This window comes from Novosphingobium ginsenosidimutans, assembly GCF_007954425.1.
Classification (GTDB): Bacteria; Pseudomonadota; Alphaproteobacteria; order Sphingomonadales; family Sphingomonadaceae; genus Novosphingobium; species Novosphingobium ginsenosidimutans.
Genome location: NZ_CP042345.1, coordinates 1080439 through 1096171 on the forward strand (window position 1 = coordinate 1080439; position 15733 = coordinate 1096171).

Genomic DNA, 15733 nt, shown 5'->3' on the forward strand with positions numbered 1-15733 from the left:
ATTCTCACCATGATTTCCTCGGATCATTTGAAGGCTCTGCACCTAGATCCGGTCGATCATCGTCACTTGAACGCAAGGGCTATTCTTTGAACGGCTCCCAATCACCTGTCCCCGCCATGCCGTGGACTTCTAGAGAATCCGCAGAGATGTCGGCGAGATCCCGAACATGCGTTTGAAAGTGCGGCTGAAATGCGCGGAGTCGGCAAAGCCGGCCTCGTGTGCAACCACCGTCATGGGGTGGCCCTCGGCCATCAACGCTGTCGCCCGTGAAAGCCGTAACCACAGCAAGTAGGTCCTGAACGGTAGTCCAGTCTCTTCCACAAATAGATGGCGCAAGCGGCTAGCGGAAAGCCCGCTCAGACCCTCGAAGTCGCGCAAACTGATCGCGCGATCGAGATTCTCGCCGGCTGCCGCCATCAATTTGCGCACGCGCAGGTCCGGAGCATCGCCGACCACACCCCCGGTGAGCTGCTCGACCAACTGGCGCCCAAGCAATTCGAGCTTGTTAATGCCGCCCTCATCCGCGCGAAATGCACTGAGCACAGCATCAGAAAGTGGCCGAAGTTTATCGAACGGCACCGGCGCCAGCTTGGCCTGCTGCAAAAGTGAACGGGCTACCGTTCTCCCAGACCGGCTATCGGGGTCAATGAACAGATGCGCAATGACGCCGCTGGACTCGAACACATGTGGGGCGTTCGGCGCAATAATGACTGCCGGACTGTCAAGCGCGGTGTCTTCGGCCTCAAATCGCATCCACCCACCCAGTGAAATGCTGATCTGTACGGCGTGATGCGCATGGGTCTCGGTCCGTGACCCGGGCTTGACCACGTCGACTACCCAGAGGCTTCCGCCTTGCCACATGGCGATCCGGGTTTGCGCCAAAAGGGTCATGCAATCCCAATACACCATTTTGCCAATCGCACACACGCCAGCCGAACCATTCAAGCCGCTTGCGGTAGCTTTCGGCAAAAGGGCGGACATGCATCCAATCTTCAGCGCTTCATGGAGGCTCAAGCATTGTCACGCGCATTCAGGCTTTCGAACGGCAACAAGACGGAGCAGATCTCGTGACCGCGGCAGATCTTGCGCGCGTTAGTTGTAGCGCATTTTTTCTGGCCGGCCTGATCACAGGTTGGTGGAAATACCGATGCATTGCCGCCAGCCCGACGGCCACAGCCCCGGTCTACGTCGACATCTGCCACCGCGCGGCGTTGATGTATGCCTTCGCGTGCCTGGTCTTGGCCGAACTGGCCAGTTTGAGCGCTTGGCCCGCGGCAGTGAATCTATGGGCGGTTGGCGGGCCGATCCTGTTCTTTGCGCTCGCCCTGGCAAGCTATGCCGTGCACGCGTTACTGGCTGACACCGACAATCAGTTGGCGCAGCCTCACCGGCTAGGGCGACACGCCGTTCACCCGGCGATGGTCAAGGGCTTCATGGTTCTGCTCGCCACGGTTGAGATCGGAGGTTCGGCTGTCCTTGCGGCAGGTTACCTCCGTACGCTGACTGTCACTGCCTGACCAACGAGGAGACTTGGCATGGCTTATCTGATCGGAGTTTTGCTTGCCGCTGCGACGCTGGCCTTCACCAAGAGCACAGGGATGGATCGTGATCGCGCACTCTACCCGTTGATGTTGATTGTTATCGCTTCGTACTATGCCCTATTCGCCGTCATATCAGGTCGCAATTCCGTGCTCTTGCAAGAGCTGGTCATGATCGGCCTGTTCGTGTCGGCAGCTTGGCTTGGTTTCACGCGTTGGCCGTGGCTGCTCGTTGCGGGTCTGGCAGGTCACGGGCTGTTTGATGCAGTGCACGGGCACCTGATCGCGAATACCGGCGTGCCTGCCTGGTGGCCAGCCTTTTGCCTCGCCTTTGATGGTAGCGCTGCTGCCTATGTCGCCTGGCGCCTTCATGCCGAGAACCGGCTTACGGGAACCAGTATCCCAGCCACGAAAATGACCGAACTTCAGATCATTCCTGGCCATGTCGGGGGAGCAGGTCGATGAGAAAATTGACAAGTGCATTCGCTTTGGGTTGCCTCGCCGCCTTTGCGCCGGTTCAAGCCGTATCCCAGGGTGTGCCGGCAGCAGGCGTCTCCTATTCGCTCCAGCAGAGCGCAGCAGAAGATCCTGGTAATCGCCCCATACCCATCGTGATCTGGGCCCCGAAGGCGGGATCGCGCTTGGGCCTGATCGTAATTTCGCACGGAACTGGCGCTGGCCCCACCGCGCATATCGATACCGCACAGGCCTTGGCTGAGGCGGGCTTTGTTGTCGTCGCGCCAATGCACCCTGGCGACAATTTCCAAGACGATGCCAGTGTGGGGAAGTCGAACTGGTTTGCTGATCGCTCACGGCATGTGGCCAGGGTGATCGACTACATGCTGACCGATTGGGAGGGGCATGCGCGTATTGCGCCGCGTCGGATCGGGATTTTCGGCTTCTCGGCTGGCGGAACGACTGCCCTCATATCGGTCGGCGGTGCGCCGGATCTTGGGCGCGTTACGCCCCACTGCGCCAGTGCCCCCGAATTTGTCTGCCAGATCATGCGCCCCAATGTTCCAAAACAAGCCCCCCAGTGGACCCATGACAAGCGCATTGCCGCAGCGGTAGTTACCGCACCGGGCATTGGCTTTGCATTCCCGCCGAACGGCCTCAAGCACGTGCGCGTGCCGGTCCAGCTCTGGGCGGGCTCCGCCGACGAGACCGTGCCTTATGCTTCAAATACGGCGATTGTCAGAAACCTGCTGCCGCAGGCGCCCGAGTTCCACAACGTGGATGGCGCAGTCCACCTCTCATTCCTGGCACCCTGCACCGCGCAGACGCCAGCATTCCTGTGCCAGGATCGCCCCGGGTTTGATCGGGCACAGTTCCATGCCAGCTTCAATCAATCAGTGACGGCGTTCTTTCAGAAGCAGCTCAAGCGATGACAGGGAACTGCCGTTCGTATTGAGGAATATCAGTTCTTAGTCTGGCTTTGGACAAGGCGGCCAGCCACCTTCTGGGCGGCGATGAATGGACGTCGGGATTCGAGCTCCAACTTTGCGCTTAAACGGTCCGCTTCGTCAGCAAGGACTCTGCGCGAATGTCCGCAATGTTGTCGGGTCCGGTCAGTCCTCTTTTGAGGAAAATCGTGCGTTACCGGCCATTGGCGTGCCAACGGCCGGTATACAATCAGATGTCCGTCCGCTCTGACAAAGTCAGTGCATCATCAACGTCGACGCCGAGATACCGCACGGTGTTCTCAATGTTGGTGTGACCGAGCAGGATCTGTACCGCCCGCAGATTGCCGGTCGCCTTGTAGATCAGCGAAGCCTTGGTCCTTCGCAGCGAGTGGGTTCCAAATTCCCGCTTATCCAGGCCGATGATTGTAACCCATTCGTCGACTAGGCGAGCGTACTGCCTGGTGCTGAGGTGACCCAAGTAATCAATGCGGCTCGGAAACACGAAATCTCGCAGAGAACCACCGCGATGCCCCAGCCAGACCGCGACACTTCGCCGCGCTTCAGTCATGATCTCGAACTGCACCGGTCGTCTGGTCTTCTGCTGGATGATCGTCGCGCGATTACGAAACTCTCCAGCCGATATCAGATCGCCGATTTTGAGTTTGACGAGATCACAGCCCCGCAATTTGCTGTCGATTGCCAGATCGAACAATGCGCGGTCACGAAGCCTCTGGTGCTCATCAAGATAGAAGCGGATTGCCCAGATATCGCGGGGCCGCAACGGTCGCTTTGCTCCTACTGTCTGGCCAATATTCCAAGGGCGCCGGCTTTGGATGGCGGGGTCGAAATCAGAATGTCCCATAGCAGTTCTCCGGGTGGCCGAATTGGCCGATCGGAGAACGCCGCACTCAGCTCATCCGCTTCCGCTGACAAAGCGGCCATCTATGTGCAGACTAGCTCGCTTCAAAAGCGGACCGCTGATTATGTCCCAAATGCTGGCCATCGGCACTATCAGTGCCCGCAGTAGCACCTGGAATTAATCGCCAGCATTCAGGCGACAGAACCGGCAAAGCGCTGGCCTTGAATCTCGACGCCGAACCGCTGGATGAGCTCGTGTACCGCTGCCGCAGGAACCGGGCGATTGACGAGATAGCCCTGCACCAGATCGCAGCCTTCGCGTTGCAGGACATCCAGCTGGGTCAGTTCTTCGACGCCCTCAGCCAACGCTTCGATCCCCAAGGCATGCGCTAACGTAATGATTGCGCGAATGATCGCAAAGCCGGAAGCTTCGGTTTCCAGTCCGCGAACGAAGCTCTGATCGATCTTGAGCTTATCGAATGGGAACGACCGCAGATAGCTTAGTGATGAGTATCCGGTGCCAAAGTCGTCGAGGGCAATCCTGATTCCAAGCGCGCGCAACGAATGCAGTGTTTCGAGGGTGCGCTTGACGTTGCCAATGAAGATGCTTTCGGTGATTTCTAACTCAAGCCGCTCAGCTGGAAGGCCGCTGGCAGACAACGCCTGAATGACGGTTTGCTTTAGTCCGGGCGAAGCAAACTGCTTAGGCGAAACGTTTACGGCAACCATCATCGAATTCGGCCAGGTCGCAGCAATGCGGCAGGTTTCGCGCAGAACCCACTCCCCGATCGGCACGATCAGACCTGAATCTTCAGCAAGCGGAATGAAGTCAGCTGGGCTGACCATGCCTTGGACGGGATGGTTCCACCGCAGCAGCGCCTCGAAACCTTTAATCTGCTGTTCCGCGACACTGTAGAGCGGCTGGAAATAGACCTCAAACTGGCCCTCTCGAATTGCCGAACGCAGGTCCACCTCGAGCTTTCGGCGGCGGCGAGCTTCTTCATCGAGTGCTGCCTCGAAGAAGTGATACGCACCTTTCCCATCGTTTTTAGCCTGATAAAGCGCCAGGTCGGCATTCTTTAGGAGCGTTTCGCGGTCGGCTCCATCGGCGGGCCCAACCGCGATGCCAAAGCTAGCGGAGAGCGCCACAGCCTGTTCACCAATCAGGATCTCGCCGGTTAGGGTCTTGCTGAGCAATTGCGCAATCCGCGCGAGGTTTGCTTCGGCGTTCAACCCTTGCAACAGAATGCCAAATTCATCACCGCCAAAGCGCGCGAGCTCAGCTTCCGGCATTGCAGCCTGGAGCCGCTGACTGACTATGCGGAGCAGTTCGTCACCGGTGGGGTGGCCGAGCGTATCGTTGATCAACTTGAAATCGTCGAGGTCGATGAAGGCAATGAGATTGCGCCGCTCGTCAGATTGCGTGTCGATCGCCCGGTCGAGCTTTTCGATAAAGAACCGCCGGTTTGGCAGGCCGGTCAGGCTGTCATGCAAAGCAACATGTGTGATTTGCCGCTCACGCTCATCAATCGCATCGACCATCGAATTGAAGTTGGACGCAAGTGCGGCAATTTCATCGTCGCCAGCGACAGCGACGCGGATCACCTCTCCACTGCCGAAACGGCGCACGGCATCGGTCAAAGCGCTTAGCGGACGGGTTACCCGTGCAGAGAGCTTAACGGCCAGCCATCCTGCAACCGCCAAGCCCACCAAGGCAATAAACAGCAGGAGCAATTTGAGCCACGCATAGCCGGCCATTGCATCAGCCAACGAATGAGTCAGTATGAGGCGGGGTGCTACGGCCGTTTGCATGCTGGGCAGCGGCGAAATGCGCGCAAGCACTGTCTCGCCAGCCAAGTCCACTTCGACAATTGTGCCGCTCGGGATACCTGACAGCGCAGCAGGCAAGCGATTAGCAGTGGTGACACTGGCTTCGATTGCAACGGCGGACAACTTGCTCAGCTTGGTCATGTCAGCTCGGGACATCGGCTGCGCAACCAGTAGCCAGCCAGCCAGATCGGGCATTTCGATCGGCGCGGCGACAGCCAGGCCAAGCTGACCGCCAAGGTCGATCACGCCGCGAGATTGCTGATCTTCGAGTGTAGCGAATACTGCGGAGCCATCGATAGCTGGCGCATTGCTGGAGGTGACGATGCTGCCATCAAGCCCGATCACCATTGCGACCCGGCTGCCGGTGCGGGCAGCGAGCGAATCCAAAGCGGAAGCGAGTGTGGCCCGGTCGCCGACCGCATACGCCGAACGGAACCCAAAGTCGCGAGCAACGACATTGGCCGAAGCCTGCATGACCGCCGCCCGGTTCTCGATTATATTGTCGAACACGCGCGAATTGGCGGCCATGTCGCGCTGCGCGGCAAGCTGGGCAAAATGGTTGATGCCCTGACTGGATACGAGCAGCGAGAGCGACATCAGAACTGCCAGAACGCCAAGAAAGGTAAGCGTTATCCTCTCACGGAAGGATTTCAGCTTCGGGAGCTTACAGCGAACCAAACGAAGGCGTGCCGCGCGTTTCATATTAGCGAACTGGTACGGAGATGACCACAGCCTGCCCGGCTTTGGCAGTCACGGTCTGGACCAAGACGTTATCAGTACCGCGCAGCCGCGGATGCCAGACAGTGATGCTGTAGCTGCCAGGTCCAAGCGATCGAATGGCGGTTCGGCCGCCCGCGTCGGTCACGTTGGCAAACGGCGTGTTGGTAACCCGGATATAGCCGCGCATCTGATCGTGGATGTTGCAGCCTAGCACTGCTGTCCCGGCCACGGCGAACCGCTGTATGCGGTTCTGCTCGCGGCCATAAAGATCGATCTGGAAGCGCCCAGTGCGCGAAAAGCTGTAGACCGAGTGCCGAACCGTATCCAGGTTGGGGAAGGCGACATTTGCGCCAACCGGAACGATCAGGGTGCCCGGTACGAAGGCTAGATCGCGCTGCGCCATGGCACTCCGCCACGGAAAAGCGGCAGGTAGGGTGCTGCCCTGCGGCCGCGCAACCTCAACGACGGCCTGGTAGACCGGAGCGCCATTCTGATCGATCACCCGCACTGCCAGTTCGGCTGGCGGAGACGCAGAAACGGCGGCGAGTGAGCAAAGCGCCAAAACCGCCTTCAAATGGCGCGAATGACGCGATGCGCTTCCCATGCCGAGCCGGGCTAGAGCAAAACCCTTAAAAGAATGACTAACCGCTCGATAACGCGTTTTAAACCACAGTTAGGCATATCGGGCTGATGCACGGTCGCGCTAACAAGAAATCTGCCCACACATGTCTCTTCGCCAGCTTGCTCACGGCTGTTTCGCTGACGGCGTCCGGCGCTCAAGCGTCCAGTCTCCTGGATGGCGGCAAGCTGTTGCTGACTAACGGCGTCACCACTGTAGAAGGCAGCAGCGGAGGCGGTCTCGCTAGCTGGGCGGTCATTGCCGGCAACGAGACCGATCGTGCCATTGGTCTCTCGGCGCATGCGACAGTGGTAGTGCTGCCGGATTACCGGCTGGACACCCGGGGCATTGCCATCGGGATCAAGGACCGGTTCGAGTTGAGCTATGCCCGTCAGAACTTGAACACCGGTCAGGTTGGTGCCGCGCTTGGATTGGGGCGGGACTTCACTTTTAACCAGGACATCTATGGAGCAAAGGTGCGACTGTTCGGCGATCTGGTTTATGGGCCGGCAGCCCTGCCGCAAGTCAGCATCGGTGTGCAGCACAAACGAAGTCGCGACGGCGCTGTGGTCATGGCAGTTGGAGCAGCTTCAGTCACGGGGACCGATTATACGTTGAGCGCGACAAAGTTGTTTCTCGACAAAAGCATTCTGGCCAATGCGACGCTTCGTTTGACCAGCGCAAACCAGCTTGGCCTGCTAGGCTTCGGGACGGTGGGCCGAACTGGGAAGTCGGCTCAGTTCGAAGGTTCGATCGCCTGGCAGCTGAGCCGCCGGCTGATCGTTGGCGGGGAATACCGCACCAAACCGGACCGGCTGGCAATTGCCCGCGAAGATGATGCTGCGGACTTGTTCGCCGCCTATGCATTGAACCGTAATTTCACCATTACCGCTGCCTATGTCGATCTTGGTTCGATCGCCACGGTCAATAGTCAACGCGGTGCCCTTCTCTCGCTTCAGGCGGCTTTCTGACATGTTCACGCTTGCTTACCTGGCTGCCTTACTGGCTGGTTCGTCCGATCCCCAAACTACGCCGCTAGCTCCGTCTGAGCAGGTTTCATCTGAGCAGCCAGCTGGCTCTGTCGATTGGGACAAGGAATTTGGAGTGGAACGCGTTGACCGAGATCCGGTGACAGGCGAGGTTCCCATCGCTCCATACGAACAGTCCAATGCCAATGCTCAAGCAACGCCTTTCTCTGACGCCAAGCTGCTGGCGGCATTCGGCGGTCGGACTGGCATACAACGGATCGCCAATCGATTGGTCGAGCTGAGCGAGGCAGACCCGCGCATCAGTGACGTATTCAAGGCAAAAGACACGGTCCGACTGAAACGAACCTTGTTCGAGCAGTTCTGCTACATCATGGGCGCGGGCTGCGACTATACCGGCCGCACCATGCAGGCCGCGCACAAGGACCTGGGCCTGCAACGCGCCGACATGAATGCGCTAGTCGAAAATCTCCAACAGTCGATGCACGAGGCCAAAGTTCCATTCTCAGCACAAAATCGGCTCCTCGCCAAGCTGGCCCCGATGGAACGGGAAGTCGTGGTCCGCTGACATTTTCGCGATTCAGACAGGACTCTAGCAACCGTTATGCTTGGCTGGAACGACGGCTTGGCGCACCTTGCGTTTCTAAGGAGACGTTTCGGATCGTCCAGCTGAGGTGCCGTTGGGGCAGGCTTCCCGTTAATCGTCTGTAGTCGCGAACATTTCGGACGATTAGACGGACATCAGCACCCGTTGATAGCTGGCGCTTGTTCATGAATGAGGCTAGTGGCGGCAAGCTAATGGGGAACCAGCTTGATTTGGCGCGTTTGGCTCCGCGCATGTTTCTCGCGTCATTGGCAGCGAGCAATGTGTCTTCATCATCATCGCCCTAATCGGACAATGAGACTCAACGGGATTGGACACCGGTTCAGTTCTGATCCTTGCCCGGGCTCTTGTCACGGATGCATATCATGGGTCCGTCAATACCGCGGCAGCGCCGGAAGCGGACGCCCAAACCGATCGCGTGGTTCCATTTGTTCAAAGGCTGTCGTGGTCGGTGAGAAGCCAAGGAACTTGACCGCTGCTTCGTGAAGGGCATGGCCAAAGCTTACGCCGGCACAGCCGTCCTTCTCCCAAACAACACGGCCATATACTTCGATAAAGTCATTCAGCTTGAGATGAATGGAGGCTCCGCCTTTGATCCCGGACATAGGGGCCTCGATCATGCAGCCCCAAACAGAAAGATCGTAAAGCAGAACAAAGTCCCGCCTCTCGCCAAAAAAGCATTCGATCTCTTTATCGACAACGAAGCGGTCGTAGTTTCGTTCGTCCATAACATTCTCACTATTGGCAGATGAGAATTGACACACCGAGGTAAACTTACTGTTAAGTAGGTTCTTTTTCAAAAGGCGGATCGCCCCCAGATATGGGCGGCCCTTTCTGGTACCTAGCGGCAGTTATCTGAAAGTGGCGCCCCGCAACCTGCCGTACTGGACTAGTCCGACTGAGCTGCGGTGCGTTCCGCAAGCGACATGCCATCGAATGATCCGTTTCAGTCCATTAGTCTTCAACTTGAAAGCCTTCGCAAAGGCGAGATTCAATGCGGCTGATGGTTTGCCTGCAACTGTTCGCGGGTTCGAGTCGCGGCTGTTCCTTCGGTGGGCGATGTTTCGAAGCGGGACACTCTTGCCTCGCTTCGCGTCTCACCAGGCGGAGCAAGGCTCCGCTTTTTGTTTGGAATGAAACGATTAACGGGTTGATCTGGCTCGAGTCGCTTCAGCGACCTTCGGGCATTCTCCGATCAATTCAAAAACCCTTACTTTCCCGTACGGCAGTGATAGCTTCGGTGAGCCCCAGACTGGTTAACGGCTAATCAAAACCGTTGGGGGTCGCGCCTGACTGGAGCCCGACGCATGGCGATGACGCCAACGTCGTGAGTTCGTCACTGCTGCCTGTTTCAGAACTAGGGGCAACAGGCACTGAAGGGGGAAATCAGGATGCACCACTTCACCGCAAGCAAGGTTCGTGTGCTGCTGCATGCCAGCGTGTTGGCTACCGTTGCCGGGTTGATGGCCGGACGCGCGGAGGCCCAGGATTACGGAATCATCTCAGATGGCCCCGTCTCGCTGGGTGTCTCGAACCCGAACGGGACCACACTCCAAGGAAACAAGAGCGGCGTTTACGCTCGGGGTGGTGGAGTAAGCGTTGATAACCGCGGAACCATCCGCGGCGACGGAACCTACGATGGCCCCGACGCACCGCCGGACGGTGGGATCACCATCGCCCAGGCGGGCTCATATGTATTTAACTACAGCAGCGGCCTGATCTCCGGTGCGCGGTTCGGCATTACCACTGCGTATTATTTCAACCCCGAAACTTCCCAGCTTGAAGGCCGCGCCATCGGCACAAACGTCTTCAATCTTGGCCAAATCATTGGCGATACTGACGATGGTGTGCGGCTGATTGGCGGCGGCACTGTCGCCAACAATGGTTTGATCGAAGGTCGTACAGGCACCAATGCCGACGGTGTTTCGATGTTCAGCTTTGCCGGTCAGAATACCAGCGGCCAGACTGGCATTGGGACCGTAAGCAATGACTTTGGTGCCACAATACGCGGCAACCGGTTCGGCGTCATCCTTTCCGGTGGCGGCACGGTCTATAATTACGGGTCGATTATTGGACCTGACTTCAGCAGTGGAACCCTGACTGGCTTTGGCGGCGGCGTTCTCATCCAAGCCCAAGTGAGCGAGCCAGGCAAGATTGGGACGATTATTAACAACGGCTCGATTACCGGAGGAAGCGGGGTCAGTTTTGGCGGCGCGCTTTCCAGTGGCATCGTGGAGAATTACGGGACAATAACCGGCACGCGCCTTGCTGGGGTCGACAACAGCAGCTCCGGTGTTGTCACCGTCAATAATTTTGGCACCATTACAGGAGTGCGCGGCGTCCTCGCACGTGAAGGCGCCATTACGCTCAACAACTCGGGCGAAATTTTCGGACAAGGAAGCGGGGGCAGCACCGGAGCAGTCGTGATCGAACAGGCCGGCTCCAGCATTCAGAACAGCGGCCTCATTCAGGGAAATATGTTCGGCATCACTGCCAACGCTTATTTCAATGCAGCAACCGGTCAGTCGGAGGGACGGGCGATCGGCACTGCTGTTACCAACACTGGTACCATTCGCGGTTTGAATAACGATGGTATCCGTCTCATCGGTGGCGGCACCGTGACCAACAGTGGGCTGATCGAAGGCTTAAATGGCTCTTTGGCAGACGGAATTTCGGCATTTGGTCATACTGGCCAGGATTTGACCGCGACCACTGCAATTGCGACGGTCAACAATCTTGCGGGCGGCGAAATCCGCGGCAACCGTTACGGCATCATCCTGTCCAACGGCGGGACCGTGAACAATGCAGGGACTATCTGGGGTGCCGACTACAGCAGCGGGAACCTCAACGGCCTCGGCGGTGGGGTTGCGATCCAAGACGTGAACGGCGGTGGTGTTAAAATCGCCACAGTGATCAACGGCGGTACGATTACCGGGGGTGTCGGGGTAAGTTTTTCCGGAGCCATGACAGCCGCTAACCTCGTCAATAGCGGCAGTGTAATTGGCCGTGTCGGCGATGCGGTGAGCTCCAACAGCAACACTGTGGTCAACATTACTAACGAAGCGACCGGGACGATTACCGGTGCCCGTTCGGGCGTGTTCAGCGAATACAGCCAACTGCACCTGACCAATGCTGGCACCATTCGCGGGAATGGCAGCAATGCCAACTTCAACCGCACCGATGCTGGCGTGGTCATGATTCAACCGGGATCGACGGTCAGCAACAGCGGTACGATTTCTGGGGCAAAGTTCGGGATTACGACCACTTATCTAGTTGAATCAGGCGTTTTCAGCGGCCTCGCTCGCGACACCAGCGTGGTCAACAGCGGCACAATCCGCGGCGATACAAATGATGGCGTGCGGCTGGTCGGTGGTGGCAGCGTTACCAACAGCGGGTTGATCGAAGGTCTAGTCGATCCGTTGGCGGATGGCATCTCCATTTTCGCCTTCGATACCCAGGACATCAGCGCGATAACTGGCATCGGTTCAGTGACCAATCAGGCCGGCGGCACAATCCGTGGCAGCCGGTTTGGTATTATTCTCTCAGGCGGAGGATCGATTGAGAATGCCGGCAACATCATTGGCGGAGATACGAACTCTGCTAACTTGAACGGACTGGGTGGCGGCATATTGATCCAGGGCCAAAACGGCTTTCCTGACAAGTTAGCCTCCGTAAACAACGCGGGATCAATTAGCGGCGGCAACGGTGTCAGCTTCGGGGGAACCATGGCGGCTGCCTCGCTAAGCAACAGTGGCACCATTACGGGAACGGTTGGCGATGCGATCGCCGGCAACTCATCTGCCCGGATCACGGTCAATAACCTTGCGGGCGGCAATATCTCAGGCGCGCGTTCTGGCATTTACGGAGAGTTTTCGCCGTTGTCGGTCAACAATGCTGGAACGATCCGCGGCAACGGCACCAACGGCAGTTTCAATCGCACTGATGCGGGCGTGATTGTCGTTCAGCCGGGCTCCTCCGTCACCAATACTGGGACGATTTCTGGCCGGGTATTTGGCATTACAACTTCATACCTGGTCGACGCGGCAACTGTTGATTTCCTCGGCCTTGCTCGCGGCACAGCAGTCACCAACAGCGGCACAATCCGCGGTGACACCAATGACGGCGTAAGGCTGATGGGCGGCGGTACCGTGACCAACAGCGGGCTGATAGAAGGTCTGGTCGGTGGGGGTGCAGATGGCGTTTCGATGTTTGCCTTCGAAGATCAGGACCTCACTGGCGTAAGCCAGATCGGTAGGGTTACTAACCAAAGCGGTGGCACCATTCGAGGTAACCGGTTTGGCGTAATCCTATCCGGCGGCGGCACAGTCGAGAACGACGGGCTAATCCGCGGAAACAGCGGCGGCATATTGATCCAAGGGGCGACAGTCCCGGGCAGCTACGCAGGCACAGTGATAAACCGGGGGTCTATCGAGAACGGCATCTTCCTGAACAATGACGTCGTTGCGGACGTTACTAACAGCGGTAGCATCAGCCTCGACAGCGCGACTGGTGCGGCTATCGAAGCATTGGGTCAAGCCATGCTGCTGAACACTGGAACGATCAGCAACGCGCTCGGTACCGCCATTCGTTTCGGCGCGGCTAACGACACCCTCACGCTTGGCACAGGCTCTCAGATCGTAGGCACATCCGATGGCGGCAGTGGCATCGACACATTGAGGCTCAATTCTGGGACGGGTGTGATCCAATCGCTGGGGCGGTTTGATAATTTCGAGACCCTTGAGGTGCTGGCTGGCACGTGGAATGTTTCTAGCAATTCCGGCTCGTTCGGAACGATCAACATCAGCGGCGGCGAGCTTGGCGTGACCGGCGCGATTGCTGGAAACGTGACGACAAGCGGCGGCGGAACTTTCCGATTAGGTTCAGGAGGGACCGTCGGCGGATTTACGGGCAACATCGTCAATGATGGCCGACTGCTCATCGACATCGGCAGCAACTTTGATGTGACCGGCAGCTTTTCCGGCACAGGTCTGTTCACCAAGCAAGGCGCCGGCACCGTATCATTCCTCGGTGGCTACAACTTTGGCGGGACGACGCAGTTGCTGGGGGGAAGCATCCGAATTGCCGGTGCGATCAACCCATCGACGGTTTTCGATCTGCAGAGCGGTACACTAGACCTGTCAGGCAGCACCACAACCACGATTGCTGGGCTTTCCGGCACGAGCAGCAGCAGCCTGCTTCTAGGTGGCACAGCCAATCTGACTGTCAATCAGACAAATAATACGGTTTATGCTGGGTCGATTTCGGGTTCTGGCTCCCTGCTGAAGCAAGGCGATGGCCGGCTCAACCTGACCGGCACAAACACCTACACCGGCACAACCACGGTTGCAGGTGGGACCTTGGCTGTAAACGGTTCGATCACCTCGCCGGTTACGGTGAAATCAGGTGCCACGCTTGGCGGGACCGGAACCACAGGAACCGTGACCATCGAAACGGGCGGGATCTTCGCACCTGGCAATTCGATCGGCACCATCAACGTCAAGGGGACGCTTCGGTTCCAATCTGGGTCAAGGTATCTGGTTGAAGCCAGTGCAGCTGGCGCTGCAGACCGTATCAATGTGACTGGCGACGCGGTCATTGGTTCCGGCGTTTCAGTGCAGGTCCTGGCTGCCAATGGCAATTACAAGCCATCGACGTCCTACATGATCCTCACGGCGACCAACAAGATAACAGGGACCTTTGCTTCGGTCAGTACTGACCTTGCGTTCCTGGAACCTAAGCTCAACCAGACGAGCAAATATGTGGAACTGACGCTGAAGCGGAAGAGCAACACCTTCGCATCCATCGCAGCCGATCCGAAGCAGGCGGCGGTTGCAACAGCAATCGAATCCATGGGGCTCTACAATTCTCTGTATGACAGCGTGCTGACTCAGAACCTTGCCGGAGCTCGGGCAGCCTTTGACTCGTTCTCGGGTGATTTCTTTGGCACGATTTCTAACCGGATCGTGGGCAGCGCACTGGGCATCAAGGATCAGTTGGCGGCAGACGCGCTGACGGCTGCGCAAGGACCGGCGGTGTGGAACATGGTCGAGACTGGCACCCGCACGAGTTTTTCGCCGCGCTATAGGTCGGGGCTCAGCCTAGCCCGTAACGGGTTCAGCGTAGCGGTTATGACCGGGTATGTGCCCTATGAGCGCCTTGCCGCCGGCGGCGAAGGCAACGCTTCGGTCGCGACGCACTATGCCGGCGGAACCTTCGGTTACAATGCCGATGGTTGGAGTCTGGGCGTCGGTGCTGGCTTTGCCCGGCATGAAGTCCAGGCGAGCCGGCACATTGCATTTAGCGACTTCGCGGATGGTTCGCAGTCCCGCTACAGCACTTCTACCCGCCAGCTGTTTGCCGAGGCGTCCTATTCATTCCACGCTGCGGGACTTTCGGTCACACCGTTCGCAAGTGCGACGCGGATGTCCATTAGCGGAAACCGCATCGAAGAGATCGGCGGGGATGCTGCGCTGTCGATCATCAGTGCCAACCGCACCCTCAATCTCGCTAACGCAGGGCTCCGAATTGCTGGGACGTACGACTTGGGCAGAGGATTGCGCATCGCACCCAAGCTTGCAGCGAGCTGGCAATGGGCAGGCGGAGACCTTGGCACCTGGCAGCAGAGCCAGTTCAAGGGGAATGGCACCCGGTTCGATATTGTGGCAGCGCCCCTCGCAGCGAAAAGCGTAAACGTCGATGCAGGTCTCGAACTAAGTCTAGGTCGGATGTCGCTGGCGACCGAGTATCGCCGGAGTTCAGTGCTCCAGGAAGTGGGTGATGGCGGCTACGTTACCTTCCGGTTCGCCTTCTAGGAGGTGATTATCACCAGGGCAGGAGCAATCCTGTCCTGGCGTTGCGCAAACCGTAGTAGGAGCTGCCGCATGGGATCGCCTGGGATTTGAGGGCCCGATTTGTCAACGCCTAGTCTTTTTGGACCCGCCTACTGATCTGCGACGCCATTGGTCTTATTGTCTGCTCAGTTGGTGGATTGGAACGTTTTCAACGCTTCACCATTGCAGATGTCCGCTATTTCCATTGGGATTTCGAATGCAGACGTTCCGTACCTTCCCACAAAGCGGACAACCGAGGCAAATCCTTCAATTTGCAGACGGTGCTTCAATCACAATTTTTGAGAGGCCCGCCGAGCAGGCAGCTTTGATCAGGAAGTGTCATTC

Annotated in this window: 11 protein-coding genes; 6 read left to right on the top strand and 5 right to left on the bottom strand. The window is 58.0% G+C overall.

Going from position 1 to position 15733, the window contains the following annotated elements; genetic code table 11:
- Positions 1-129 precede the first annotated feature (129 nt).
- Complete coding sequence (locus FRF71_RS05415) at positions 130-1014, bottom strand: helix-turn-helix transcriptional regulator (RefSeq protein ID WP_147089595.1); 885 nt, start codon at positions 1012-1014, stop codon at positions 130-132.
- A 53-nt stretch (positions 1015-1067) separates the two neighbouring features.
- Here FRF71_RS05415 and FRF71_RS05420 point away from each other — a divergent pair, with 53 nt between their 5' ends.
- From FRF71_RS05420 to FRF71_RS05430, 3 genes are read left to right on the top strand one after another with little or no spacing between them, the layout of a single operon-like run.
- Positions 1068-1517, top strand: coding sequence for a hypothetical protein (locus tag FRF71_RS05420; RefSeq protein WP_147089596.1), 450 nt, complete (start codon positions 1068-1070; stop codon positions 1515-1517).
- A gap of 18 nt (positions 1518-1535) precedes the next feature.
- On the top strand, positions 1536-2003 hold the full coding sequence (locus tag FRF71_RS05425) for a hypothetical protein (protein WP_192900034.1): 468 nt from the start codon (positions 1536-1538) through the stop codon (positions 2001-2003).
- A complete protein-coding gene (locus FRF71_RS05430; RefSeq protein ID WP_147089597.1) occupies positions 2000-2926 on the top strand; it encodes an alpha/beta hydrolase family protein in 927 nt (308 codons plus the stop codon). Before FRF71_RS05425 ends, FRF71_RS05430 begins: the two co-directional genes overlap by 4 nt.
- Before the next feature lie 244 nt (positions 2927-3170).
- Here FRF71_RS05430 and FRF71_RS05435 read toward each other — a convergent pair whose 3' ends face one another.
- From FRF71_RS05435 to FRF71_RS05445, 3 genes are all read right to left on the bottom strand, one after another.
- Complete coding sequence (locus FRF71_RS05435) at positions 3171-3803, bottom strand: tyrosine-type recombinase/integrase (RefSeq protein ID WP_147089598.1); 633 nt, start codon at positions 3801-3803, stop codon at positions 3171-3173.
- 188 nt (positions 3804-3991) lie between these two features.
- A complete protein-coding gene (locus FRF71_RS05440) occupies positions 3992-6226 on the bottom strand; it encodes a putative bifunctional diguanylate cyclase/phosphodiesterase (RefSeq protein WP_161597892.1) in 2235 nt (744 codons plus the stop codon).
- 106 nt (positions 6227-6332) lie between these two features.
- Positions 6333-6953 (bottom strand): carboxypeptidase regulatory-like domain-containing protein, encoded by a 621-nt coding sequence (locus FRF71_RS05445; RefSeq protein ID WP_147089600.1) that lies wholly within the window; start codon positions 6951-6953, stop codon positions 6333-6335.
- Between the two features lie 137 nt (positions 6954-7090).
- On the opposite strand from FRF71_RS05445, the gene FRF71_RS05450 reads away from it, so the two are divergent.
- A complete protein-coding gene (locus FRF71_RS05450; RefSeq protein ID WP_238339452.1) occupies positions 7091-7939 on the top strand; it encodes a DUF3034 family protein in 849 nt (282 codons plus the stop codon).
- Position 7940: 1 nt separating this feature from the next.
- The gene (locus tag FRF71_RS05455) at positions 7941-8522 is read left to right on the top strand and encodes a group I truncated hemoglobin (protein WP_147089602.1); all 582 of its coding nucleotides are present in this window, start codon (positions 7941-7943) and stop codon (positions 8520-8522) included.
- Between the two features lie 410 nt (positions 8523-8932).
- On the opposite strand, the gene FRF71_RS05460 is transcribed toward FRF71_RS05455, so the two are convergent.
- On the bottom strand, positions 8933-9286 hold the full coding sequence (locus FRF71_RS05460; RefSeq protein ID WP_147089603.1) for a PilZ domain-containing protein: 354 nt from the start codon (positions 9284-9286) through the stop codon (positions 8933-8935).
- A 663-nt stretch (positions 9287-9949) separates the two neighbouring features.
- Here FRF71_RS05460 and FRF71_RS05465 point away from each other — a divergent pair.
- Positions 9950-15370 (top strand): autotransporter-associated beta strand repeat-containing protein, encoded by a 5421-nt coding sequence (locus FRF71_RS05465; RefSeq protein ID WP_147089604.1) that lies wholly within the window; start codon positions 9950-9952, stop codon positions 15368-15370.
- The last annotated feature ends 363 nt before the right edge of the window (positions 15371-15733 follow it).